The following is a 24693-nucleotide window of genomic DNA, read 5'->3' as shown; positions in this document are numbered from 1 at the left end:
GCGCCCGCTCACTGGTTTTTCAGCCCCTTCATCACTGCTCTGAAGGGGCTGAACTATCTTGCGATGGAGAACTATGAAAAACCAGCGTATATGCTCCGATAGTAATGCAATCCCCATCGGTTAACCTCCATCCTACCCCAACAGTGAGGCGCTGACCATTCACCAAAATACCTTTCGCGCTGCGTTGATCGAAAATGACATATTGCTCACGGTCATATTTTAAAATGGCGTGGTGACGAGACGTGAGATTGTCGTGGTCCAACAAAATGTCGCTCGATCCGGCACGACCAACCGTGATCAGTTCGTTTTCCAGAGAGACCTCGCGCGGCTCAGCCAGATATTGTGAGGTAATCACCAGACGCGGCATAATTTTTGGCACATCTCGCGCCTGTGGCTCGTTCGGCTGAGCAGGAGGTGATGCTGGCTTCTCTGGTGGTGCCGGTTTTTCTGGCGGCGTTGGCGCTGGCTCTGGCAGAGGTTGCGGAATATCTGGCCCTGGTGGGGGCAAAATTGTAGGCTGCGGGTTCGGCTCTGCTGGCAAGGTCTCCGGTTGTGGCTTTGGCTCGGGCTCCGGGGTGATTTCCGGCTGCGGCAAAGGCTGCGGGATATCAGGTGCAACCTTTGGCTCCGGCTGCTCTTGCAAGACAATGTTATTCCAGACAATATTTGTTTCGGTATCATATATGCCCGCCAGATGCCCCTGGGCACCCAACTCGGTGAGCTGTCCATTCTGCAAGGCGGGTTCGGTTGTCAATATACCATCAATACCATCAGCATCATCTGGTATATAGTAGGAAGCAGGCGGAAGCGACTCTTGATCAGATTGCAACAAAGACTCCAACAATGCTTCCAAATCAGATACCTCTAACTCTTCTTCGCCCTGGCTTGCTCCTGTCTCATCTTTGTTATCTGCTGCCAGCGATTGCGTTTTCCTCTCCAAAGGCTTCGGCTCCAGATACAAAAGCTCTTCCGTATGTTGTTCAACGGCTGATGAAGTTGTCTGCGCCACTTCGTCTTCTGATGAGGGAGGCGATTCAGTCGTATATGTCGATATACGGAATAGCTGTAGAGGCGTCTCGTCGGGCAAAATAGTATGTGCTGGTTGTTGTAACGACTCGGCCAGAGCCTCTGCAAATGCGAGAATAGAGGGGAAGCGTTTCTCCGGGAAACAGCGCAGTGCGCGCAATATAATCTCTTCCTGTCTGGCACTGACACTGGGATTAAACAAGGTCAACGGCGTGATCGTTTCGGTAGCCTTCTGTTGCATCAGCATATTCGGTGAGCCAAGAAATGGAGGACGCCCGGCCAACCAGAAATACAGCAGAACCGCCAGCGCATATTGATCGCCAGCAGGAACAACATGCTTCTCCAGATGTTCAGGAGCGGCAGTGATTGGTAGGATGGTGATTTTGGGCAAGCCAAAACGTCGTACAAACGTTGCTATTCCAGCATCCGCAAGCAAGAATGGGGCAAAATCCGGTTTCCGACTCTGAGTCGGGCTACCTGACACCATGATATTGGAAAAGGTCAATGAACCATGAGCAAGTCCCTGGCAATGCAGATGATGAAGGGCCAGAGCCAACTGATGCGTATAGGTAATGGCGTCAACCAGAGCTAGCGGCGGGTTGAACCAGGTTCTTCCTTCTCGATTGAGCAGAGAGCCGGGGCCAACGAAACGACGCACCATATACAACTGGCCATCAACTTCTCCATAGTCAAGAATCGCCGTCAGATAGGGATGAGTAATACTGCTAATACGCTGCATATCGCGAAAAAATTGGCGACGGATCGCATCTGACAATAACAGCCAGGGATGAATAAGCTTGAGAAGCACTGTTCGCTGAAGCAATGTATCTTCAACCTCATAGCTTTCTCCCGAAATACCGCTGCCTAAAAAGTGAAGCACGCGATAACGCTCAAACTTCTGACCCGCTTCCAATTCTTGCATATCTACCTCGCACTCCTGAAGACCTATCGATATTGCCCACTATTGTAGCACAACCTTTACCGCTAAGATAGTTTCAATCTGCCTGACACCAGAACTATCAATACTCACCGCACCTGCCAATATGCGCATCACAGTCCGCACTATATGCCCAACAGTTCGTAGTGGAGCGATTTATCGCGGTGGTAGAACCACCTGTGAAGCCACCCCACCGCGATAAATCGCTCCACTACGAACTGCATTATCGGATCTATTTGTAAAACTCATTATGCTTCCTACTCTCTATAGTACCATGCCAGCAATAGCAAGTGAGTTCACCGTGTACTGGCCAGATAGTATCTTCCCAGCCATTATACATGAAAGATTCCCTCTCTTCATCTCTTTCATTGCAGCAAGCAAACGAGTCAGCAGGCCAATTCGCAAGGTTTTTAACCATTATTATCTTTTTATCTTTTCTAGTATTTTCCCATATACATCATAAATTTCTTCTATTACTATTTCATATGTTATTTTGAAGGCAAAAAAAGTGTGATTATGCCTATTTGCATTGACAATCGCCACAACATATCTCTATACTGTCCACGACGATCCATTGGTCGGAGTGAACACCGGCCATTTTTTGTGACGGAAGGTACACGCATTCGCGTTTAGTATTTGGATCTGGATTGTAATTTAAATCTGAGATTGATTTGAGATTTGTCTCGCTGGTATCACTCTATTTAATGTCTGGGATGGTGAAAATAAGTATGGATGTAAAGACACAAGAAGCAGATAACACTACATCGCAGCAAGAACCAATACAGAAACGTTCCATAAAAACCCTGTTAGATGTCGCTATCATACTGGTCATGTGTGGCCTACTCTACTATGGCGCTTCCTGGCAGATATTTAAAATCTACACAGACGCGGCCAAATATCAATGCTACGCGGTCGCTTTTCTGCAAGGCGTTCCTGCTCTGCACTCGTTCCCCGAACATCAGTGCGATAATATCCTGCATCCCGACCCAACAATTCCTATTATTAACAATACCGCTCTTGCGGAAAAGATGCAGCGCATGGGCATTCCGCAACCATTAGTACAATTCGTTGCAGCACAATCGCCCGATATGCCTTTTCACGCACTGCCACGCGAATATCCATTTCTCAATCTGATCCCTTTTTCACTGGCACTGCTCGCCCCCTTCTACTGGTATCAGATAGCCTTTGCCGTTGTGATGGCAGTCGTGGCCGCGATAATCTACGCGGTACTGGCACGCTTCCGCTCAAGGAGCGCGGCCATCGCTTTTGCCCTCTATCTGGTGACAGGCTGCTGGGGAACAGCTCTAGGACGCTTTGATCTGGTGCCATCGGCTCTGACGCTCATTGCCATCGTCTGTGCCATGCGCAAACACTGGAACTGGGCCTTCTTCTGGCTTGCCCTGGGAACAATGGTCAAGTTTTACCCGGCCATTCTTCTGCCCCCGTTCCTGCTAGCTCAACAGATGGAGGTTCACAAAACAGGGATGAAGTGGCTCAATTGGCGGCGCTGGCAATCACTGGGTCTTTTTGCAGTTGCCTGTGTCGTCATCATGGGCGTTTCCCTGCTCTTGAGCGTCGGCAACACGATCGATCAGATACGCTATTTCGGCGACCGACCTGTACAGGTGGAATCGCTCTCCGCCTCCCTGATCTGGATCGCTAGCGTTGTCACTCATCATACACTGGTCTACGGCAAAACCTTTGGCTCACTCAATATCCTGAATGTGCCATCGCTTGGCTCAAAAATCAGCTTGCTCGGCACGCTCCTCTTAGGCAGCGGCCTCCTCTATACTTACTGGTTGCAGTGGCGCGGCAAGATCCAACTGGCGGCTGCTGCTCTCTTAACGTTGCTGATCGTTATGGTGACAGGAAAGGTGTTCAGCCCACAATACCTCATCTGGGTCGCTCCCCTGGTCGCCTATGTTGGCAGAGCCAATATCAAATGGCTAATCTCGTGGAGTGCAATCGGGCTGCTGACGACTTGGATCTATCCCAACATCTATATCATGACGCCTCGCCTCTCCGATGTGCCGTTGCTACCAGTCTTCTTCCCGGTCACAACGGCTCGCAATTTCCTGCTCCTTGGCTTCATTCTTGCCCTGCTCATCTATTACACGCGTAACAAGCATACAGGTACAGCCGACGAGTCAACCGTTGATGAGCAAGCAGCGCAGGTATCGATCTCGCAATAAATGACAAACACAACGAACGAGAGGAAATCTATGTTAGAGAGGCGCATTGAGGAAGCGGCGCTAAATAGCTGGCCGGCCCTGCAACAGGTGTTGTTCGATGGTTGGGTCATTCGTTTTGCCAATGGATATACGAAACGAGCAAACTCGGTCACGCCCGTCTATCCTTCATCCTTGCCAGTTCAGGATAAGATCGCTTTCTGTGAACAACACTATCGGGAGCAGCAGCAGCCAACCATCTTTCGCCTCCCATCCTTCTCTGACGATGCACAGGTTCTCGACGACCTGCTAGGGCAACGTGAGTACCGCTTTGCCGATCTGACACTGGTACTCTCAACACTGCTTCCAACGAAGCTCACCACCAATGACACGATGCTCAAACCCGCATTTCAGGCCGTGCCATTGGATGAGTGGCTCTCATGCTATAGGAGCTTGAATCAAGCAAACGAAGAGCTGCAAGCTTTTCACCGCGCCATCTTGCAACATATCGTCCCTCAAACGCTCTTTGCCGTCTATTACGAGCAGGATACGCCTGTCGCCTGTGGAGTGGGTGTGCTGGAGCACGAGATCTTCGGTCTCTTCGATATCATTACCCATCCAGCACAGCGCAGAAAGGGCTACGGTACACAACTTGTGAGCGGCATGCTCAACTGGGCCAGCGAGCGAGGAGCAAGTCGAGCCTATCTTCAGGTGGTCAGCACCAACCAGGATGCGCGCGGCCTGTATGCTAAGTTCGGCTTTCAGGAGAACTATCATTACTGGTATCGCATCCAAACAACAGGAGGATAACCAGCATCAGCAGCGGAGGGCCAACGGTCGTCAGGCTGGTAAAGCCCTCCCAATCGCCAATCGGTGGGAAGCCACGAAAGAGATAGATGCAAAATGCCGATGTGGAGAACGCCAGTGCTGCGCCAATCACGGCGCGACCAGGCCGATCACGCATTGGCAGGCAGGCGGCAGCTAATCCCACCAACCAGATGACGTACCAGGGAAAGAACCAGGGCGTCACTAGCAGCAACGCCCCCAATACCGCGACAGTTGCCAGCGTCAACGTCCTGGCAGTTGGCAGCCTCCAGATCCACACAATCCCACCAATCATCGTAGCCGCCAGCGCGAGCAGAGCCATATTTTGCCAGACTTTGTACTGACTGAAGAAGAGCAGCGGCGTCTTCCGCCAACCAGGATTGGCCGCACCATGCCAGCGTATCCAGTTGAGGATGGCCGACAGAATCGAGCCATACGCCGCGTTTGCCGAGGGCGGACTCGTAAAGCTGGCGATGATCGCGGAAGGGCTCTGTCCGATCCAGAATGGGATATAGAGCGCCAGCGCGCACCCTGCACCTATAGCACCACTGATAACAACCGTGCGGATAGCTGCCTGCCATTGAAGAGCGCCCTCGCCCAATTCACTGCGAGTGGCATACAGGGTTTTGCGCCCTAGCAGCACAAGAAATAGTATGGCAAGAGGTGCCGCTGTAAACTTGATCAAGGCTGCCAATGTAAAGCAGAGCAGCGATGGCAGAGCGGCGCGTATGTCTGGTTTACGAGCAGACTGTTCTCTTCGCACCCAGCACAGGATGCCGCCCAACATCAACGTGACCATCGCGGTATCCATATGCGCACCCAGACTGCTCTCCAACAGCACCAGCGGATTCCAGGCGTAGAGGAGTGTTCCCAACACTACCGTCCGCTCAGAGCGCCCGGACGCCCGTAAGATCATGACGACCAGCACCATATTGAGCAAATGCGCACCCAACCCAAGCAGGCGATAGCAGAGGATATAGGTAAGAGGCTGGTCTCCTGCCAACCATGAACCAAGCATGCTGATAATGAGCCAGACCGGACCGTAGGCGGCAGGAGCATTATTCCAATCATCCAGGTGCGTAAAAGGATCTTGCGGATGGGTCGAAAGCGTCACAAAATACGGATTCTCATGGTAGACCGTAAGCAGGCGTCCGTAACCAGCATAGACAAACGCATCATGCGACAGCATGGACGGCGTAAAGACAAGCGCAAGCCCGGCGATCACCACCGCCAACCAGATCCACCTCCTCATCTGAGGAGAACGTTTATCAATAAGATGCTCAGGTAAGTGCTGGATATACCATGCACTCACCCCATAAATCACAAATGCCAACGTCACCAGCGAGAGGAAAAGGATGAGATGGGTGGAGAGCTGCGATTGTCGGGCGTTGGCAACCAGATGTAAGTCGAGAGGGAGCCAGGTGCCGATTGCCAGTGGCCACATGCTGAGAGGAAGCGAGCGAAAATACTCGACGCCAGCCAGCCGATTGAGAGGTGCAAGGCTCACCAGGATGCAGGCAACAAACGCAATAGCGCAATATAACAGACCGCTTGCCCGACCATCGCTACCTACTTTCCTACGCTCAGCATGTGACGGCTTTTTATCTTCCAACACCTTTTTCACCGTTACAATCTCCTATACCATCCATCGATTCATTATAAAGAGCAGGCTCAACGTTGCCAGGAGCATCACACCGACTATTTGCACCACCTGATGAAGCCAGGAGCGCCGCTCTCCTATTTGTGCCAGAGTGATAAATGCAGGGAACATGACCAGTACGAGGCTCTGACTTGCAGCCAGGGGATCGTGCTGATCCGAGCCAGAAAAAAGCAAAATGCTACATAGAAGCAGAATATTCCAGAGACTATAGCTGATGCGCAGTCTGGACCAGCCGGAAAGCGTCAATAAGAGAAAAGCGAGCGTGATGCTCAAACTGATCAGAACACGCACCTGATAAAAGGAGCCGAACGGTTGCCGCCAGAATAGCTCAACAAAAGCCTGCCAGAGACTCTGCCAGGGCCAGGAGAGAGGTCGAGATGCCAGAAAAGCGAAAGGATTACCCACTATTTGCCAGCAATAAAAGCTATAGAGAACGGTCCCAATAGGGAGAAGCACCACTGGCGGCAGCGCCAACCACAGCTTCGCGTTCTCACGCCTCAACCATAACTCATAAAGATATGGAACGATCAGGAGTAGTCCTGTAATATCGGTGAGTGCCGCACCACAGCCAAGCAGTCCCGCCAGCCACCAGTGCTGCCGACGAAGGGCGAGCAATACACCTGTGGTCAGGAGCAGGAATAGCGCCTCATGGGATGCGGTAAAAAAGACAAACGCCGTTGGGAAGATGCAGAGATAGAGCAAGGTACGCTGTGCAACCGCTTCCCCAATGCTCTCAACGGCCAGTTGATAGAGCACAAACAGCGCTCCCAGCAAAGCGAGATTGCTGATAAGCATGCCAGCAAACAGATAGCTCCAATCGCCATTGCCAAACAGATGTGCCAGGGCAGCTATGAGCAACGGAAAAAGAGGGAAGAGAGCGGTATCCGCTGCACTTTGATAGCCAGCCTGGGCAATATGCAGGTAGCGCAATACAATCCCATGATTCCACGAGGTAAAGAACGCAGCATCAACGGGCGCACTCGAATATTGCTCGGCAGTCAGCAAAATATAGCCGAAGTATGTGACCAGCAACAACAGCAAGCGCGTCACGAGAAACAGGACCATGATATCACGAATGGGAGCACGTTTCATAGTCGTCATTCCTACACAATCCAGCGATTCATCAAGAACGCTATCCCTAAGACCGCCTGCAACGCCAGGAAAAGTAAGATCAAGCTCTGATGGAGGCGTGGACGCGGCAAGCTTAACGCCGCCAGAGTGAAGAAGGCCGGGAACATTTCCAGCACAAAACGCTGATTGGAAAGCAAGATATCTGGCTTGTCCAGAGCGGGATAGAGCAGGATATAGACGAGAAAACAGGCCAGCCAGAGCGTATAGCTGATGCGCAACTTCTGCCACCCTGCGATCACCAGAACAATAAAGCCAAGCGTTGCGCTGAGATCCAACAAGAGATGCGCCTGATTCGCCGAGCCAAACGGTTGTGCATGATAGAGAAACAGCGCCGAAATTGCCTGCCAGATACCCGCCCAGGGCAGCGACAAATAGCGTCCCGAATGCTGCTGCACATGGAGAAACGCCAGAAAATCGCCGACCGCATACCAGCAATACAGACAATAGATGAACATCCCGGCTGGAATAAGAATCACTGGTACTATTGCCAGAAGAGCGCCTTTGCGAGATGCAAGCAGTTGCGTGCGTGCGCTCCATAGCTCCCAGAGATAGGGAACGATCAACAAGATACCTGTCACGCGGGTCAGCGAGGCAAGCAGGCCAAGCAGGCCGGCCAGCCACCAGCGTTGCCGCTGCATTGCCAGAAAAGCGCCTGTCACCCATAGGAGAAGCAGCGATTCGTTATAGGCCGCGAAAAAGAAGAAGGCCGTTGGAAAGATGCACCAGTAGAGCAGGGTGCGCCGGGCACCCTCATCGCCAAAGGCATCGCAGGCCAGCCGATATGTCAACACCATCGCGCCAAAAAGGGCTGCATTACTGATAAACATGCCAGCTGCCAGATAGCTCCAATCGCCCAGCACACGCCCAATACCATTAATCAGCGCGGGAAAAAGTGGAAAGAAGGCCAGATCAACGCGCTGCTCGTAGCCGTATTGTGCGATTCGCACATAATTGAGGGCGTCCCAACGATTCCAACTCGTCAGTAGTGCAATGCTGTCTACAGGCATGCTAGTTTGGCCAGGAACCGTGAAGAGCGCATAGGCTATATAGGTAATGGCGACCAGCGCCAATCGCGTGATGAGAAAGAGCCAGAAAATATCTCGTATTGGTATAGTTTTGAAAAATGATGCACATCTTTGCTGCAATGAGCCGCCTCCGTCTGGTCTGCATATGTTACGATGAATAACGGACATGGTATCGGCAGAGCCACAAATTATGACTGCCACTCCATCCGAAAGACAACCTCATGAGCCTGTTTCGGCTGCTGATGACGACTTTCCGAAAGCAGCAGGGCGGCGCGAGACGACATAGAACAGGGTAGCCAGGAATATCGAAAACAGGGCATTGCGCACAAAAACGGTGAGATAAAAATCTGGCAGATAGGGTCCGAAGGGGAAATTCGGGCGCTCATAAAGGAAAGGGTAGATTAATGTTGTAACAAGGCTAACACTCCCCCAGCCAAGCAACCATCTCCTCTCGCCCCGACTGACATAAGCAATGATGGGCGCGATCCAGATTAGATATTGCGCGCTAAAAACCTTGCCGGTATAGATGATGATCAGTAAGATCAGCAGCGACGACAGCGCCAGCGTAATTTTTCCGCGCCATTGTAACCAGAGCGTATAGAGCAAGCCTACGACGAGCAGCACTGTACCACCTGTTGCCACGAGAGACGACAACGGACTGAACATATTGCGCGATCCAAAGCTGAAACCGAACGTCAGTGGATAGCCACCCAGCGTGTGAGCGAGCCAGAGCAGCGACGACGAAACGGACTCAACCTGAATTGGTCTGTTACCAAAGTAGCTTAGCGGGGCCAGCGTCCCGGCCACGCTCAAGAGCAACGATACGGCGCTCACGCCGATACAGAGCGCGAGAAATAGGCCCGGTGCAAGCCAGCGCCGCCATGAGAACCATTTGCCTGTATACTCTCTTTGCTGAGCGATGAGAAAAGCAGGCACTAACAAGACAGGATAGATTTTTGACAGTGCCGCCAACGCTAACAACGCAAAAGCATAGTTCCAACGTGCGCGTTCGGCACAGAGCAACGCACACAATGTCAACACTGCCGGGAAGAGATCAAAGCGACCCAGCGCCGTTCCCCAACCACCAACGAGCAGCAAGAGCAAAAAAGCGCAAGCTGTCCAGCGGCCTGCGAAGCGCAGCAGCACTAGATAAATCATCGCCATCAGCACCAGCATCACCACAGCAAATGCCAACTGATAATAAATGGGTGGAGCGAGACCGGCTAGGCTAAACGGCACCATCACAATCAACGGATATTCGCTTGGTAGAGCGTGCAATGGCTGCGTGGGCGATTGTGTCGCTACAAAGTCGGTCAACCACGCTGGCGCACCTAACGCCGTCAGCTTCTTGAGAACACTGATCGAAGAGAGAATGGGCGTTGTCGAGGTTGGATGGGTAATAAACGCACATTGTTGCGTGGGCAACTCCGACAACCCTGCATACCCTTGCCAGAAAGTCACTGTATAGCATGCATAGCGAGCAACATCGGTCTGCTGAGCCGCCGCACTATGAACATCCAAACTCTTCCAGAACGAACCATAGTATAAAGCCGCACCAACTAGCAACAGCAACACAATATCTAGCCAGAAATACCGCACGTTCTTTCTGGTTGCTATAGAGGAGGATCGGGAAGCATTGTCATCCAATACATTTGTATTCATTAAACTACCTGTATTTTATCTAATCGTCGCTGGATTGCGTGCGAGAATATAGCAATAAATAGTCGCGCCACCGGTAATGGTATGGACAACACGCGTTTGCCAGGCGGGAGGTATAGTATAGCCGCGTTGAATCAGATGCATCGGCCATACCAGATAATCATACGAGAGATTGTAATCGTCCGGGTGAACCTCTGTCAACTGAAAGCGAGCAGCCAGATCACCGTTATAAGTGTACCAGGAGGTTCCATAATTGCCCCCACCCAGAGCATTTTCCAGGCCAACCAACCCGACCCGCGCCCGTTGAGCAGAAGTATGATCTGCCAGCCAGAACAATCCGTCACGATAGCCAGGATAAGCTACCTGAAGCGACGTATTCTCTCCCCCAAAGAGCTCACTTGCATATCCCTCAGCTCCATACGTCGTTGCCAATCCCAACGCATGCGGCACAACCAGTGCGGTAATAAGCACACTCGCCAGCAGTTTACCGTGTAAGGGATTACCATCCCATCCACATACGGATCGCCATTTCCATGTATCAAAACGAACAGGGTTATAAGTATGAATATAAGAAGCCGCAATAGCAACATATCGCAACAAGATCACCAATCCTGTTGCGCCTGCCAGGACCAGCGGTGGTGCCAGTGGCAGATGGTAATGTGTGCCGACGACGATAGTTAAACGGCTAAACATCAACAGCATCGAAAGGAGCCAGATGAAGAGAAACGCATAACGCGCCGCCTCCTGGTAGCCTGATTGAGTGCGCGCCAGATGAAAGCGCACAAGTTGTACAGGCGCGAAGAGCAGAAAGAAGAGCGCGGGAAGCGTGACAAGCAGACTGAACTTCGCAAACAGGATATAGAGAATCGTCCATTGAGGCATATGCAGGCTGGCGGCACCGGCCATAAAAGTGAGATGCCCCTCTGAGGCGTGGTTCCATTCATAAAGAAAGCTATGGAGCAGCAACGGGATTGGGCGCGGCCAGATTGCAGGATCGGCAATCAGAAAAGTCAGTGGACACAGCACGAACGCAAGCAACCACCAGCGCCAGGGGATTGTGGGTTGCTGTTCTTGTGGCAGGCGTGGACGCAGGAGCAGATAATAGTAGAGTGTGAAGAGCAACATGCCCGGAATTGCCAGTGCTGCGGTATACTTGCTATCGGCAGCCAGCGCCACCAGGACCGCGATCAGCAGATATAGTTGTGGCCACCGGATAGCAGGCCACAGCAGCAGATAGGCTATCGTAATGAGGGCGGTCATGGTCATATCCAGATATGCCAGAGCGCTGAAATAGACCAGCCAGGGACTAAAGGCGAGGCACAAAGCAGCCCCCAGCGCAATAACACGCCCAAAGGGGATACGCCCGAACCTGTAGATAGCAGCGATTAACAGGCTCCCGAAAATAATGCTGGGAACACGCGCAACCTGTAGCTCGCTGAGAAGAGCGCCACTATGCATGTTGAGGAAGATAATCAATCCAATGATGAGCTTGACCAGGGGAGGATGCTCATAGTTATAACTCCACAAGTTCTCTTTGATGAGCCAGTGAGTCAGGAGGTGAAAATCTGTTTTGCCACCAAAGATATAAACAATCTCATCAGTCACCACATCCAATTGTCGCGCCAGTATTATGCGAGGGATCAGAGCCAGTATCATTAAGGCCAAAGTAATCAGCACATCACGCGTTGTCGGGGTATAACGCCGCACAATCTGCATACGGTCCAGCTTATGGAGAGCGCCCTCATCGTGCAGGTTATCAATTCTTACATTCATGTTTTAACGCTCAAAGCGAGCCAATAGAGATATTGTGGTAGCGGATAGGTCGCCAGTATATCATATCGAGGCGCTTACGTCGAGACGGAGGGAAATATGGAGATCACCTCAGATGTGGCTTCTAAACAAAGAGAAGATTTTTTGCATTTTTACCATTCTCTTCAGAAATACGCCGAACTCAAATTGAGTTCGGCGTAGGAGTTTGTTCCAGCATCAAATTTCAGGATGAATCATATTGCTGGGATTTCTTCTCTGCACGGATTGCAGATAGAGTATTTCTTGCCGCTCGATCTCGCTCTGGATCTCGGTCAGCCCTAGTTTGTACTGGTGCGCGACCATGAGCAACTGGCTGACGACAACGGTCAGATGGCGCTTGCGCTCCTCATCTGCGATTTTCAGGCGTTCAATCTCCGCATGAATGCTATCTATGCTCACATTGGCCTCACGAGCGGCAGTGAGCAACTGGTTGATGGCAGAGGAAAGCTGGCCCTGGTGCTGCCCCTCCGGGTTCTTCGACGGATAGGCCGCAGTCGATATAGACTGGAAGGCGGGAGTCGCTGGCAGCGAGAAGGCCGGGATGGGTGTGGGCTGCCAATTGTTCTGGTTGTTCTGGAGAGGCTGCGGTAACGGCTGTTGACGGATCGATTGCGCCTGACCGACCATCGCGGGCATGCCCTCTTCCAGACCCAGCCCATCGCTCCCGGCGTTGACAATCACCTCCTGTGGGAGTGAAACCTTGCCGCGAACCATCGAGGCTGCGGCGGCAATCACACAGACTACTGCGGCCAGATAGAAGGCCATGCTCATACCATTCATGAACGGCGACGAGATCAGATTGGGGAAGAAACTCTGTCCTAGCAGCGTATTCTGCGCAGTCTGTGGCAACTGCTGAAGGACTGCACTTGGCAGCAAGGACTGCATCGGATTGTAACCCAGGAAGGCAGCAAAGAGCGCCGCGATCGGCGGTAGTTTAGCGACACTATTCGCGATGGTAGCCGGTAAGCCCTCGTTGATTAGCCCACTGGAGAGCGTCGAAGGCAACGAATTAGCCAGGCCAAGCGTGACAATACTAAAAAACATCGTCATGCTGACCACCGACGCGGCATTCGTAAAGGTGGAACGCATGCCAGAACCCACGCCGCGTTGCTCCGATGGCACATCGTTCATTGACAGTGTGGTATTGGGTGCCGAGAACATACCCTGACCGATACCCATGAAGACCAGGAGTACGGCGAACCAGACATAATCGAAATTTGCTGGCAGAAGCGTCAGCAGGATAAAGCAGACGGCTTGCACAATCATGCCGCTCACCGCGAAGAGGCGCTGACCCAGGCGATCCGAGAGAACGCCGCTTAACGGCCCCATCAGGATAAAACCGGCCATCAGTGGCAGCATATAAATGCCAGCCCATAACGGGGTGTCGGCGAAACTGTAGCCATGAAGCGGTAGCCAGATGCCCTGGAGCCAGATGATCAGCATAAATTGCAGACCACCACGTACCAAACCGGCACACAGATTCGCGATATTGCCATTCGTGAACGAGGTAATCCTGAACAGCTTGAGGTTGAACATCGGCGCTTCAACGCTCATCTCAATCCATACAAAGAGAACCAGCAGCAGCACGCCGATAACCAGACAGCCGATCACAAACGGGTTGCCCCAACCCATCGGGTCGCTGCCATACGGCTGCAAGCCATAGGTCATGCCAATCAGCGCAATCGTCAGGCCCAGGAAGAACGTGATATTGCCAAACCAGTCCATTTTCGGGCGCGCCCTGGTCTGCTCCTCCTCACGTAGCATCAGATACGCCCAGATCGTACCCGCGATACCCACCGGCACGCTGACCAGGAAGACCAGACGCCAGTCAATAGCGGAGAGTAATCCGCCAAGGATCAGACCAATAATCGACCCCAGGATAGCCGCCATCTGGTTAATGCCCAAGGCCATGCCACGCTGCTTTAGCGGAAAGGCATCCATCAGAATAGCCGTGCTGTTGGCCATAAGCAAGGCACCGCCTACCGCCTGCACCAGACGGAAGATGATCATCAGAATCGCCGCCATGTCTCCTTTGCCAGGCAGGAGATACAGGAGAACACTACCCACGCTAAAAATTGCAAAACCCATATTATACAGGCGAACACGGCCAAACATGTCCGAAATGCGGCCCAGCGAGACCACCAACGTCGCGGTGAGCAGCATATAGCCCATCAACGTCCAGAGCAGATAATTGGTGTTGCCAGCTCCCAGCGGATTAATACCGATTCCATTGAAAATAGCGGGCAACGAGATGAGTACAATGTTGGAGTTGATGGTAGCCATCAAAACGCCCAGTGTGGTATTAGAGAGCGCGATCCATTTGTAGTGGGGGCCAGGTGGTCGCAGCCTACGGGGGACTTTGATTGGGGGGTCGTCATTTGAACTTGCGACATGCAGAGATACTCCTTTCAGAATGGCCAAACTGTTCTCATGCAACGTTGCAGGTTGATCAGGGGTAGGCGGCCGTGATCTAGATTTTTCATGAATAAAACAGTTCTAGAAAACATAACAAAAGAAAAAAAGAAAGAGGCAGCTTTTTCGCACGAGAATTGCGCAAACATAAGCTGCCATTGAGGTGGATCACCCGCCAGTCGATCCAGGCTCGATCAGCGGGGAACCAACAAGGAGTGCATTGCCACCCTCCTTCGCAACCATCATCCATAGAAGCTGAAAGAGCCGCTGCTCCAGTTCAGCCAGCGCAGTGATCTTCCCGAAGTGATCAAAGACGCTGGCGAATGACCCCATGATGACAGCTGCGGCCAGTTCGGGATCGATATCCTCCCGGAAAATCCCGGCCTGGATGCCTCGTTCCATCACCCCTCTGGCCTGATCGAGAAACTGCGTCCGCCGAGCCTCTCCCCGTGCTGGATCTAGCAACTTTTTTAGTCGTGGATCGCGCATCACGGCAAAGAGAGATCTATATTGCTGTTGCACACGCAATCCTGCCGCGACCAGTGCCTCAAGCGCGGCACGTGGATCATCCATGTGGGGCTGGACTGCCAGGCGTATTTGGGTCAGGGCATCTTCAAAGGTATCATTGACAAGAGCACGCAGGAGATCCTCCCGATTACCAAAATGGCGATAGAGCGTGCCCACCCCAACCTGGGCTTGCGAGGCAACATCATTCACTTCCAGGTCAAGCCCGGATTGCGCGAACACAGCTAGAGCTGCCGCAAGCAGCCGCGCACGATTGGTCACGGCATCGGCTCGTTTGCATGATTTTTCAACATGGCTCATGTACTCCTCCTCTCCTGATGACGAATAGACGATCATCAGGAACATGCAATGCTCCCATTGAGAGTGTCCCATTTTGGCAACTGATCTTGCACGGCGTTGTCCCTGAGGTTTGGCGAGGTCTCGTCAAGACCTCGGAGAAGATGACGTGCCACACCCCTAACCACACTCTTATATGGAATTGGAATTCCATTTCCGTAAAGAGTATAGCAGTGACGAGATTTGTTGTCAAGCGAATGATCCCACACTCCCATATGAAATCTGGACATAAGAGGTGTCCATGCTCCCCAAAAATAAAGAAGAAGCACCAGTAGAGGTGCTTCTAAACAAGACAGTGAGTTAGACACATTCTCGCAGGGCAATGCTGCCACTCAAGCTGCGCAATTTCATCAGCGCAACCACTTCAAGCTGACGCACGCGCTCTCGTGAGATACCCAGTTCTTTTCCCACTTCAAGAAGTGTGCGACTGCGGCCATCACCAATGCCATAGCGTAAGGTAATGACGGCCCGTTCGCGTGGTGTCAAGACAGCTAAAGCGCGATGAAGCTCTTCCCCTAGCAGATGTTGAGAGGCGGTATCGGCGGGAGCGGGAGTTGTACTATCCTCTAGCGAATCCGCTAATGAGTAGCGGGCTTCATCATCCACAGGAGCATCGAGCGAAACAGGTTGCTCGATAACGCCCAGGAGATCTTTCACTTCATTGACATCAAAATTGCAAGCCTCTGCAATTTGTTCAGGCAAGGGATCAAGTCCGTTTTCTTGCGAGAGCTGCGCGGCTATGCGGCGCACTTTGCGCAAGCGCGTGGCGACATGTTCGGGTAAGTGGATTAAACGAGACTGTTCTCCAGCTGCCCGACTAACAGCTTGACGTATCCACCAGGTTGCATATGTCCCAAAATGACAGCCCCGTTGATAATCAAACTTTTCAGCGGCTCGCATCAATCCGAGGTTGCCCTCCTGAATAAGATCGATGAGGGGAACACCGGTGCTGGTATAACGGCGAGCTATTGCGATAACCAGGCGCAGGTTCGATTCGATCAGCTTGCGGCGTGCCAGTTCGTCGCCTGCCGCCGCTCGCTGTGCCAATTCAATCTCTTCGCTGTGTGTAATTAACCCCAGTCCACGAATATCACGCAAGTAGCTCTGAAAAGCATCTTCAGAGCCAGATGCATGTTTCGTATTGGCAACACCTGCCTGACGCGCACGAGCCGGGGCTTCTTCCAACTCTTCTTCACTTTCAGCGTCTTCTTCTGTTTCTTCAAGACCGCTAAAAAATGTCTCAACATCCCCCAACGTCAACCCGATATCTCCGAGGGGTTCTGTTGTTCGTCTTGCCCGGCTTCTAGTGGATGGAGGCTCCAGATCTACATCGAGATCTGTAATGGCAGCTGAGAACCCATCTCTTGCTGCTGTCGCTAACATAGTTCGATGGTCATCACTGACAGGATTAACAATTGCCATGAATTCCACGCTCCCTTCAGGAAACTTACCGACAAAATCAGCGTCGGACCCCGTATGGCCTCGTGGTCAGCACAAACAGGCACAGTCGAATGTTCGTGCTGATAGGTACGTGTCCATTCCTTGATTCTCTATTTCTTTTCCTCTATTTTAAAAGAATGGACCGGGCCATCACATCGGGTAATTACCTTAAATACAATCAGGTTGTAACCTTATCTTGCTACGTTCCGTCTCCCCACCACATATCAGGTTGTTTTCCATCGCAATGTGTCACCCTTTTGATTGTATGCAGGAAAATACATCAGCTTTTATCCGGGTTGGTTTCGTCAAAAGGATCATGGACGCCATGACCACGATCATAAAAGAGCTGCGTTGGATCTCCTAGATGATCTTCATAATCGGGGCGCTTTTCCCATTTTCTATCCTTCACCCCATCCGCGCTCATCACCAGATGTACGTTGTCTTTGCCTTTATCTTTGTCTATATATGAAATCGCACTATAAGGTATATACCGATCTTTATGGAATATTAAGCCTTTGCGTATTAAAAAAGAATCCTCGTATACTTCTGCAATATGTCCTAAATCTTCATTTTCTGAAGAATAGACATGCATATGTTGATGTATGTCCTGGTGATTCCAGTTTGGCATCTCTCGTCCACCTTCTCTGTATTTGTGAGGCACCTATTCGCTTTCACGTTACGTTAGTTGGAAAAGTTTCATGCTGCCTGTGGGGATATCCTCAATGGTGGCTTCTCGTCTGACAATGATTATCTGCTATCTATTGATTAAACAAAAAGAGCATCTTGCGCTCTTCATCTGACAGAACAAACCTGGTGTTGCGAGGGATGGGGTAGATTTCTGCTCGCTCCCATAGGGGTCCAGTCACGCTGGTTCCGCTGCCGATCTGTACACCGCGCTCTTTCAACGCATTCAGCAACTCCTGGGCATTGAAGAGAAAGGCAAATGCAATGCTCCAGGGATTTGCCAGGGTAGATGATGTATTCTCTAACCCAGTGAGAATAAGGTAATAATCGGGGTAAGCGTCCAGGCGAATATTGAGCAGCCCATCGTGTCTGAGCCGCCACTGCACATCAACGGTCCTGCCTGCCAGTGGGCCTTGTAGGAAGCGGCCATCGTAGCCACGCCGCTTGCCCTCTTCTTCAAAAGCGATATTGAAGATAGAGGCAGCAATATATTCTCCCACATGATTGATCTGCGCGCTACGGCCTATAAGATCAGCTATTTTGCCATCTATAGTATTTCTTGATTTGATCAGGCTAGCAAGCCAGGATAAGTTATCCATAACACTATGCTCCCAGTAGTATGATCTCTATTCCTATAGATATTGTACGGAACAGATAGCATTAAGAGATGTAAGTAACGCTATGAACTGGCTCCAGGGTTAATCTTCGCGCCTGTAATTTTCCAGGAACCGTCAGGCTGTTGCCCCACAACATAATAGCCGCTAAAGGTGTCCTTTGTATCTTTATCGGTCAGCGCAGTAATCACGATGGGAACCTGTACGGTGCCGTCGTTCTGCTGAGTAATACTACCTGTTTGAATATCATCGTGCTTTGTATGTGCAAAGCCGTTGACAAAGCTCTGATAGCTGCTGGGCGATGGCGTCCATAAATTGTAAGCGGCCTGGTAATTCTTTTGATTGATGTAATTGAAGTACTGTTCAATCACGGCCTGCGCTTGCTGTTCTGGCGTTTTGGCAGCAGTTGGCGACGGCGTGGGCGTGATCGCTGTTACGGTGGGGGTCGCAATATGCCCTAATAGCCGATCAAGCGTTCCGGGCTTCATTGCAAGCAACGTGGCGGTTAGCGCTGCGGCAAACACAAAGGCGATAATTGCCAACGTGAGCGCGGTGGAGGATTTTTTTGTTGGAGCAGGCGGTGCAGGTGTGTGATATGAGCTTTCGGGATAATTCATTGGATAATCAGGCGATGGGGTCGGGTCAGGATATGTCTCACCTCCAGGCATAAACGAGGGGCTGACGCCTATCGGGTGATTTTCTGCTGGCATATTATATGAGGGCGGGTAAAAAGATCCTGCCGCAGCATGAGGTGGAATTGTTTGCTCCCAATCAGCAGGGCCAGCTGTACTCTTTGCGTTTTGATCGCCACTCGCCATCCACTCCGTCTCTCGCGAGTCCACTGATTGCTGCGTCGCATAATCTTCCTCTGCCGAAGATAGATTTTCTGACTGTGCCTGGACAGTAGATGCATCGTTGGGTACGGTTGCACCACAGCGAGGACACTTTTTCGCGTTTGGAGCTAAGAGATTACCACATTGACCACAAAAAGACATAACAGAACATCCATATCCTTTCTCAACAGATGCGATAACAGTTATTCCATTGTATTGCCTTCAGATAGTGACAGGCAAGCAGATACATATATAGATGTGCCTTTCCACTTAGACCTCCCGAACAATCTCCCTTCTATAGAAACGTTTATACACCCCCAAAAATACACCTCATTATCGGATAAATCCGCCGCAGAGCTTTTAATCCAGGTCAACCTTACAATAGTTCTCCGGTTGCGAACTGGTAAAAGAGAGCTATTTTCTGGCCATATTTCCACTAGCAGATCACACGTGCGATAATAGAAGCCGCGAATAGAATAACTGGTAGAAACAACAATGTGTAAAGCATGATATGGATAATATATGCATAAACTTACCATTGATTATCAGCGCGCAGGAGCATAGAGATGGCATATTCTCCTTTTCCCCACGAACAAGAAAAGAATACAGAGCATTCTGGAGAATCAGAGCAGAGACAGGATGAACAGGATACTCTCATCCAGGAACAATACGACACAGGAGAAATTGAAGGCTTATCAACTGATACAGATGAGCGGCTCTCTATCCCATTGCTCAAAGCGCTCCCCATCGCACAGACTCGCACGCCCCAGCAGGCACGAATTGCCATTGTTGGCGCGGGTATCGCCGGACTTCATGCCGCCCTGGTGCTGCAAGATGCAGGTCTCACCTGCACCATCTATGAAGCTGCCAATCGTATTGGTGGACGCATGCACTCTGATACCACCGATTGGGCTAATGCTATCATTACCGAATGGTGCGGGGAATTTATTGATCCCGAACAAAAAGTCATACACGACTTGATTCAACGTTTCGCGCTGCCGACCATCAGCTTTGATGAAGCGCTGCCGCCCGATGCTGAGAGCATTCTTTTCTTCGGCGGCCAGTATTATTCAGCCGAACAGTTTCTTGAAGACTTTCAGCCCGTCTCAGCGACGTTGCACCAACAAGTCCTGGAGGCAGGCTATCCCACGACCTATAACCATTACACAGGAACTGGCTATCGCCTTGATCACATGAGTATTTATGAGTGGATTGAGCAATATGTTCCGGGAGGACATACCACCCCATTTGGACAATTGCTGGATATTGCTGGCACGGGACTCTATGGCGTCGAAACAAAGCTTCAGAGCGCGCTCAATCTGATCTATCTTCTCGGCTCCCAACCAGCCACAGGTCGCCTCAATCTAACTGGCTCTGTTCAGGGACGCATGAAGATCGCGGGTGGCAACCAGCTCTTGCCGCTCACCATTGCTCAATGTCTCCCCGCGGAGGCCATCAAGCTGCAACATCGCCTGATGGCAATCAAATGCAATAGCGATGAAAGCATCACCTTATCAGTGCAAACTCCTGATGGCTTACATGATGCTACCTACGACCATGTAATCCTGACCCTTCCCTTCAGCACATTGCGCCAGGTCGATTATCAGCTGGCAGGCTTCGATATCCTGAAGCGAAAGGCGATTACGCAGCTAGGCTATGGCACAAACTCCAAACTTTTCCTCGAATTCGACACGCGTTACTGGCGGCAACCGGGCGGTCCCTGGCCTGCCACGAACAACGGGTTCATTATCACCGATACTCATATGCGTGTCCTCTGGGATGCATCGCTGGGGCAATCTGGTGTTACTGGAGTTCTGGTGAGCTACACTGGTGGTATCTTCAGCTCTTCCTATACGCCTGCTTCTCCCTACTCGACCTCCCAAGACTCGAAAGAGGTCCAGCGTTACGCCTCCTACTGTTTGCAACAGCTAGAGCAGGTGCTTCCTGGTATCAGCGCTCACTACACTGGAAATGCCGCATTGAGTTATCCAACAGGCGATCCACATATCCAGGGCAGTTATGCCTGCTGGCTGGTCGGTCAGTACACATCTTTTGCCGGATACGAGCGCGTACGTCAGGGGGCTATCCACTTTGCTGGCGAACATTGTTCGGTACAGGCCCAGGGCTACATGGAAGGCGGCGCGGGCGAAGGGGCGCGGGCCGCGCGTGAAATCTTAGAGGATTTTGGCATGGTTTAAAGGGTGAGAACTGTTTTGCGTAAAGATACCTTCTCCGTAGTTACAGGTATATATAAAAAGTAGCAGAGAGCTACCATCTTCCCTGCTCTTCGTCAAGCGAGCTGCCACAACAGGAAACGCTTTCCGTAAAACATGGTAAGATTATACATGGAGGAAAGAAAGACAATGAGAACCTTCGATGGGTTCATGGTTGCTCTGGCAGAAAATCTCTTCGATTTGAAGAGACTGTCCGTCGCTTCTCCCGCCTATCAGGAAAAGCAGCGCCAGGTCGGTCGCTATTGCTATGAAGCAGAAGAATATCTGCTGCCAACCGAACTGCGCATGCTCAAGGGACAGCTTGGCATCACAGAGCGTGCATGGAGAAGATACAAAGATGCCTGCATTGCAGGTATTATCGGTGATAGTTAAAAAGAGCAAATCCAAGACGTTGTGGAGATGACAATCAAGGGCAGATATTTTGCCTGAAAATCGCATTGGAGAGAGAGGAGCATGATATGGCTTTTGTCGTTGCCGCGCTGTGGCGTGCCAAACCGGGCAAGGAAGATCTGATTGCACAGGTGATTGAAAAAATGACCCCTCTGTCACGTCAGGAGCCGGGCACTCTGTACTATCAGGCCCAGCGCTCAACTACCGACCCACAACTATTTTTCCTGTACGAGCAATACGTTGATGAGTCCGGCTATGAAGCGCACATGGCAACCCCATACTTTGAGCAATATGTGCGAGGCGAGGCAATCCCCAATCTGGAGAGCCGCGAGCGCTCTTTTTATGAGACCCTCTAAATAGAACCACATCAATTCGGTATACTTTTCAGAGAAGCAAGCGATCTATCTTTTCAAAGATGAAAGGAGCAATTGACCGATATGACGACGGTAGTACTGCTTGGCACACTGGATACCAAAGGGGTTGAGTATGATTATTTGCGCAAACGAGTGGAGCAAGAAGGCTGCGAGGTGCTACTCATCGACGCCGGAGTTCAGGGCCAGCCATTAGCGCAACCAGATATTCCCCGTGAGCAGGTGGCGGCGGCGGTCGGAGCAGATGTTACACAACTGGCGACTGTTGGTGATCGTGGCGCGGCTATCGAGACAATGGCGCGTGGTGCAACCGCAACTGTACTGGATCTCTTCGCGCAGGGACGCTTGCACGGATTACTTGGTCTGGGTGGCTCCGGCGGTTCCACACTCGCAACTCAAGCGATGCGTGCCTTGCCGGTCGGCGTCCCGAAGCTAATGGTCTCAACATTGGCATCCGGGGATACCAGACCATATGTTGGCGAGGTCGATGTCACCATGATGTACTCGGTCGTCGATATCGCCGGGATCAACCGCATCTCCGAGCTTATTTTAAGCAACGCCGCCACCGCTATTGCTGGCATGGCAAAGAACTATGCCACGTTCCAACCTTCCACCCACGCGAAACCGCTCGTCGGCGCTACTATGTTTGGCGTGACGACGCCTTGTGTCACCGAGGCTCGTAAAGCGCTAGAAGAGCGCGGCTACGAAGTGCTGGTCTTCCATGCGACAGGGACCGGTGGGCGTTCAATGGAGGCGCTGGTCAACGGTAATTTTCTCGTTGGCGTCCTCGATATTACCACGACCGAGCTAGCTGATGAACTGGTGGGAGGCGTACTGAGCGCGGGGCCAGATCGTTTGGAAGCAGCCGGAAAGCATGCGCTGCCCCAGGTTGTCTCGCTCGGCGCGCTGGATATGGTCAATTTTGGACCCATCGATACCGTTCCCGACAAGTTTCGCCAGCGCAACCTCTATCGACACAATGCCACTGTTACCTTGATGCGAACGACGCCCGAAGAATGCGCAAAACTCGGACGCATCCTCGCCAACAAGCTCAATCAGGCAAAAGGACCGGTTGCGCTGTTTATTCCCTTACGCGGTATCTCTATGATTGCCGCTGAGGGAGGCGTCTTCTACGATCCAGAGGCAGATCGTCAGTTGATCGAGCAGATGAAAAGCGGCTTGCAGGGTCATATTGAGGTTCACGAGTTGGACATGGACATTAACGATCCTCGTTTCGCACAGGCAATGGCGCAACGGCTCGATGAGCTATTGCACAGTCAGAAGCTCACGCAAACGAACAAAGTGGGAGGTGCATCATGAATAGAACAGAGGCGCTCGCACGATTACGTCGCACACGAGATCAGGGTGGAGTGATTATCGGAGCTGGTGCTGGCACTGGCCTCTCAGCAAAGTGCGTGGAGGCTGGAGGCGTCGATCTTATTATCATCTACAACTCTGGTCGTTACAGAATGGCCGGGCGCGGCTCGCTGGCCGGCCTGCTGCCCTATGGTGATGCAAACGCAATTGTGGTTGAGATGGCAAACGAGGTGCTGCCAGTTGTCAAAAAGACGCCTGTTCTGGCTGGCGTGTGTGGCACCGACCCATTTCGCGTCATGCCCTACTTCCTGCGCCAGCTCAAAGAGATGGGCTTTGCGGGCGTGCAAAACTTCCCCACAGTGGGCCTCTTCGATGGTACATTTCGACAAAACCTGGAAGAGACCGGAATGGGCTTTGATCTGGAAGTTGAAATGATTCGCATGGCACATGAGTTGGATCTGCTCACCGCTCCCTATGTATTCAATCCAGACGAAGCACGAGCAATGGCTCAGGCTGGTGCGGATGTGCTGGTGCCACATATGGGATTGACCACCAAAGGATCGATTGGTGCGTACACAGCACTCACGCTCGATCAATGTGTGGAGCGTATCCAGGCCATGCACGATGCAGCGAAAAGCGTCAAATCCGATATTCTGATTCTTTGTCATGGCGGACCGATTGCCGAACCAGAAGATGCCGCCTATGTGCTGGCCCGTACTCAGGGCGTGGTTGGCTTCTTCGGAGCTTCCAGTATGGAACGCCTGCCTACAGAGGTTGCCATCACTGAAAACACGAAGCGCTTCAAGCAGCTTCGACCTGCTACAGCGTCGTAGAACCACTAATAAACAGCGCAAAGGAGACTAAACATGCTACAGGAGATAGCCAGACAAATAGATCCGAATTCCGTTTCAACGCAAACCTTTGAGTGGGGAGCCATCAAATGGTTCGTCAGGCCCGAACATATCAGCGGGGCCGGTGTGACCTTTGGCGAGGTCGTTTTGCTGCCGGGCAAGGGGCATGATCGTCACAACCACCCACAATCGGAGGAGATACTCTATGTTCTCTCCGGCGAGGGCTTGCAGATGCTCAACGATGGCGAGCCTTTCCCCATCAAACCTGGCGACACGATCTATGTGCCAACTGCGATGTTCCACTCAACGCTCAATACGGGCTGGGAGCCATTACGCCTGCTAGCGATGTACAATCCCGCCGGGGCTGAAAAAGTGCTGGAGGCGCTTCCCGATTTTCAAGAGATTCCTGCTGGCAAGGTCCCACCAATCGTGCGAGGAAAGTAGAC

The 24693-nt window shown here is 51.7% G+C and carries 20 protein-coding genes; 8 read left to right on the top strand and 12 right to left on the bottom strand.

Annotated features, from left to right (window positions below; translation table 11 throughout):
* Positions 1-31: 31 nt before the first annotated feature.
* Entirely contained in the window at positions 32-1948 is a 1917-nt protein-coding gene (locus K3T83_RS31540) for an FHA domain-containing serine/threonine-protein kinase (protein WP_220206892.1), read from the bottom strand.
* A 743-nt stretch (positions 1949-2691) separates the two neighbouring features.
* On the opposite strand from K3T83_RS31540, the gene K3T83_RS31535 reads away from it, so the two are divergent.
* Both K3T83_RS31535 and K3T83_RS31530 read left to right on the top strand, forming a co-directional pair.
* Positions 2692-4155 carry a glycosyltransferase 87 family protein gene (locus K3T83_RS31535; RefSeq protein ID WP_220206891.1) on the top strand — a complete coding sequence of 488 codons (1464 nt, stop codon included), beginning with the start codon at positions 2692-2694 and terminating at the stop codon, positions 4153-4155.
* A 30-nt stretch (positions 4156-4185) separates the two neighbouring features.
* The gene (locus K3T83_RS31530) at positions 4186-4941 is read left to right on the top strand and encodes a GNAT family N-acetyltransferase (protein ID WP_220206890.1); all 756 of its coding nucleotides are present in this window, start codon (positions 4186-4188) and stop codon (positions 4939-4941) included.
* On the opposite strand, the gene K3T83_RS31525 is transcribed toward K3T83_RS31530, so the two are convergent.
* The 11 genes from K3T83_RS31525 to K3T83_RS31475 all read right to left on the bottom strand — a co-directional run bounded on the left by K3T83_RS31525 (position 4880) and on the right by K3T83_RS31475 (position 19246).
* Positions 4880-6580 carry an MptA/MptB family glycosyltransferase gene (locus K3T83_RS31525; RefSeq protein ID WP_220206889.1) on the bottom strand — a complete coding sequence of 567 codons (1701 nt, stop codon included), beginning with the start codon at positions 6578-6580 and terminating at the stop codon, positions 4880-4882. The genes K3T83_RS31530 and K3T83_RS31525 overlap by 62 nt on opposite strands.
* Positions 6581-6592: 12 nt before the next feature.
* Positions 6593-7708 carry a hypothetical protein gene (locus tag K3T83_RS31520; RefSeq protein WP_220206888.1) on the bottom strand — a complete coding sequence of 372 codons (1116 nt, stop codon included), beginning with the start codon at positions 7706-7708 and terminating at the stop codon, positions 6593-6595.
* A gap of 11 nt (positions 7709-7719) precedes the next feature.
* Entirely contained in the window at positions 7720-8892 is a 1173-nt protein-coding gene (locus K3T83_RS31515) for a mannosyltransferase family protein (protein ID WP_220206887.1), read from the bottom strand.
* 99 nt (positions 8893-8991) lie between these two features.
* Positions 8992-10434, bottom strand: coding sequence for a glycosyltransferase family protein (locus K3T83_RS31510; protein WP_220206886.1), 1443 nt, complete (start codon positions 10432-10434; stop codon positions 8992-8994).
* Positions 10435-10449: 15 nt separating this feature from the next.
* On the bottom strand, positions 10450-12204 hold the full coding sequence (locus tag K3T83_RS31505) for an ArnT family glycosyltransferase (protein ID WP_220206885.1): 1755 nt from the start codon (positions 12202-12204) through the stop codon (positions 10450-10452).
* Between the two features lie 213 nt (positions 12205-12417).
* Positions 12418-14604, bottom strand: a complete 2187-nt coding sequence (locus tag K3T83_RS31500; protein ID WP_373324623.1) for an MFS transporter — start codon at positions 14602-14604, stop codon at positions 12418-12420.
* Between the two features lie 216 nt (positions 14605-14820).
* Positions 14821-15477: a TetR/AcrR family transcriptional regulator gene (locus K3T83_RS31495; RefSeq protein ID WP_220206884.1), complete on the bottom strand. Its 657-nt coding sequence runs from the start codon at positions 15475-15477 to the stop codon at positions 14821-14823.
* A 336-nt stretch (positions 15478-15813) separates the two neighbouring features.
* Positions 15814-16935, bottom strand: a complete 1122-nt coding sequence (locus K3T83_RS31490; protein WP_220206883.1) for a sigma-70 family RNA polymerase sigma factor — start codon at positions 16933-16935, stop codon at positions 15814-15816.
* Positions 16936-17233: 298 nt separating this feature from the next.
* Complete coding sequence (locus K3T83_RS31485; RefSeq protein ID WP_220206882.1) at positions 17234-17581, bottom strand: DUF2171 domain-containing protein; 348 nt, start codon at positions 17579-17581, stop codon at positions 17234-17236.
* A 130-nt stretch (positions 17582-17711) separates the two neighbouring features.
* Positions 17712-18236, bottom strand: coding sequence for a hypothetical protein (locus K3T83_RS31480; RefSeq protein WP_220206881.1), 525 nt, complete (start codon positions 18234-18236; stop codon positions 17712-17714).
* Positions 18237-18316: 80 nt separating this feature from the next.
* Positions 18317-19246, bottom strand: a complete 930-nt coding sequence (locus K3T83_RS31475; RefSeq protein WP_220206880.1) for a hypothetical protein — start codon at positions 19244-19246, stop codon at positions 18317-18319.
* 404 nt (positions 19247-19650) lie between these two features.
* Between K3T83_RS31475 and K3T83_RS31470 the strand changes: the two genes are divergently transcribed.
* The 6 genes from K3T83_RS31470 to K3T83_RS31445 all read left to right on the top strand — a co-directional run bounded on the left by K3T83_RS31470 (position 19651) and on the right by K3T83_RS31445 (position 24691).
* Entirely contained in the window at positions 19651-21282 is a 1632-nt protein-coding gene (locus K3T83_RS31470; protein WP_220206879.1) for a flavin monoamine oxidase family protein, read from the top strand.
* Between the two features lie 165 nt (positions 21283-21447).
* Entirely contained in the window at positions 21448-21690 is a 243-nt protein-coding gene (locus K3T83_RS31465) for a hypothetical protein (RefSeq protein ID WP_220206878.1), read from the top strand.
* Between the two features lie 86 nt (positions 21691-21776).
* The gene (locus K3T83_RS31460; protein ID WP_220206877.1) at positions 21777-22064 is read left to right on the top strand and encodes a putative quinol monooxygenase; all 288 of its coding nucleotides are present in this window, start codon (positions 21777-21779) and stop codon (positions 22062-22064) included.
* 81 nt (positions 22065-22145) lie between these two features.
* Positions 22146-23399 (top strand): Tm-1-like ATP-binding domain-containing protein, encoded by a 1254-nt coding sequence (locus K3T83_RS31455; RefSeq protein ID WP_220206876.1) that lies wholly within the window; start codon positions 22146-22148, stop codon positions 23397-23399.
* Positions 23396-24229 (top strand): phosphoenolpyruvate hydrolase family protein, encoded by an 834-nt coding sequence (locus K3T83_RS31450; protein WP_220206875.1) that lies wholly within the window; start codon positions 23396-23398, stop codon positions 24227-24229. Before K3T83_RS31455 ends, K3T83_RS31450 begins: the two co-directional genes overlap by 4 nt.
* Before the next feature lie 33 nt (positions 24230-24262).
* Positions 24263-24691: a cupin domain-containing protein gene (locus K3T83_RS31445; RefSeq protein WP_220206874.1), complete on the top strand. Its 429-nt coding sequence runs from the start codon at positions 24263-24265 to the stop codon at positions 24689-24691.
* Positions 24692-24693: the final 2 nt, after the last annotated feature.

This window comes from Reticulibacter mediterranei (assembly GCF_016587455.1).
Note: the sequence above shows the minus strand (reverse complement) of the source record. Positions and strands in the feature narration are given on the sequence as shown.

What these genes read in the sequence shown, in the direction of transcription:
- K3T83_RS31540 (WP_220206892.1), bottom strand. Translation starts at nt 1,948, where the DNA reads ATGCAAGAATTGGAAGCGGGTCAGAAGTTTGAGCGTTATCGCGTGCTT.
- K3T83_RS31475 (WP_220206880.1), bottom strand. Translation starts at nt 19,246, where the DNA reads ATGTCTTTTTGTGGTCAATGTGGTAATCTCTTAGCTCCAAACGCGAAA.
- K3T83_RS31535 (WP_220206891.1), top strand. Translation starts at nt 2,692, where the DNA reads ATGGATGTAAAGACACAAGAAGCAGATAACACTACATCGCAGCAAGAA.
- K3T83_RS31450 (WP_220206875.1), top strand. Translation starts at nt 23,396, where the DNA reads ATGAATAGAACAGAGGCGCTCGCACGATTACGTCGCACACGAGATCAG.
- K3T83_RS31485 (WP_220206882.1), bottom strand. Translation starts at nt 17,581, where the DNA reads ATGCCAAACTGGAATCACCAGGACATACATCAACATATGCATGTCTAT.
- K3T83_RS31455 (WP_220206876.1), top strand. Translation starts at nt 22,146, where the DNA reads ATGACGACGGTAGTACTGCTTGGCACACTGGATACCAAAGGGGTTGAG.
- K3T83_RS31490 (WP_220206883.1), bottom strand. Translation starts at nt 16,935, where the DNA reads ATGGCAATTGTTAATCCTGTCAGTGATGACCATCGAACTATGTTAGCG.
- K3T83_RS31530 (WP_220206890.1), top strand. Translation starts at nt 4,186, where the DNA reads ATGTTAGAGAGGCGCATTGAGGAAGCGGCGCTAAATAGCTGGCCGGCC.
- K3T83_RS31505 (WP_220206885.1), bottom strand. Translation starts at nt 12,204, where the DNA reads ATGAATGTAAGAATTGATAACCTGCACGATGAGGGCGCTCTCCATAAG.
- K3T83_RS31460 (WP_220206877.1), top strand. Translation starts at nt 21,777, where the DNA reads ATGGCTTTTGTCGTTGCCGCGCTGTGGCGTGCCAAACCGGGCAAGGAA.
- K3T83_RS31465 (WP_220206878.1), top strand. Translation starts at nt 21,448, where the DNA reads ATGAGAACCTTCGATGGGTTCATGGTTGCTCTGGCAGAAAATCTCTTC.
- K3T83_RS31480 (WP_220206881.1), bottom strand. Translation starts at nt 18,236, where the DNA reads ATGGATAACTTATCCTGGCTTGCTAGCCTGATCAAATCAAGAAATACT.
- K3T83_RS31510 (WP_220206886.1), bottom strand. Translation starts at nt 10,434, where the DNA reads ATGAATACAAATGTATTGGATGACAATGCTTCCCGATCCTCCTCTATA.
- K3T83_RS31520 (WP_220206888.1), bottom strand. Translation starts at nt 7,708, where the DNA reads ATGAAACGTGCTCCCATTCGTGATATCATGGTCCTGTTTCTCGTGACG.
- K3T83_RS31470 (WP_220206879.1), top strand. Translation starts at nt 19,651, where the DNA reads ATGGCATATTCTCCTTTTCCCCACGAACAAGAAAAGAATACAGAGCAT.
- K3T83_RS31445 (WP_220206874.1), top strand. Translation starts at nt 24,263, where the DNA reads ATGCTACAGGAGATAGCCAGACAAATAGATCCGAATTCCGTTTCAACG.
- K3T83_RS31495 (WP_220206884.1), bottom strand. Translation starts at nt 15,477, where the DNA reads ATGAGCCATGTTGAAAAATCATGCAAACGAGCCGATGCCGTGACCAAT.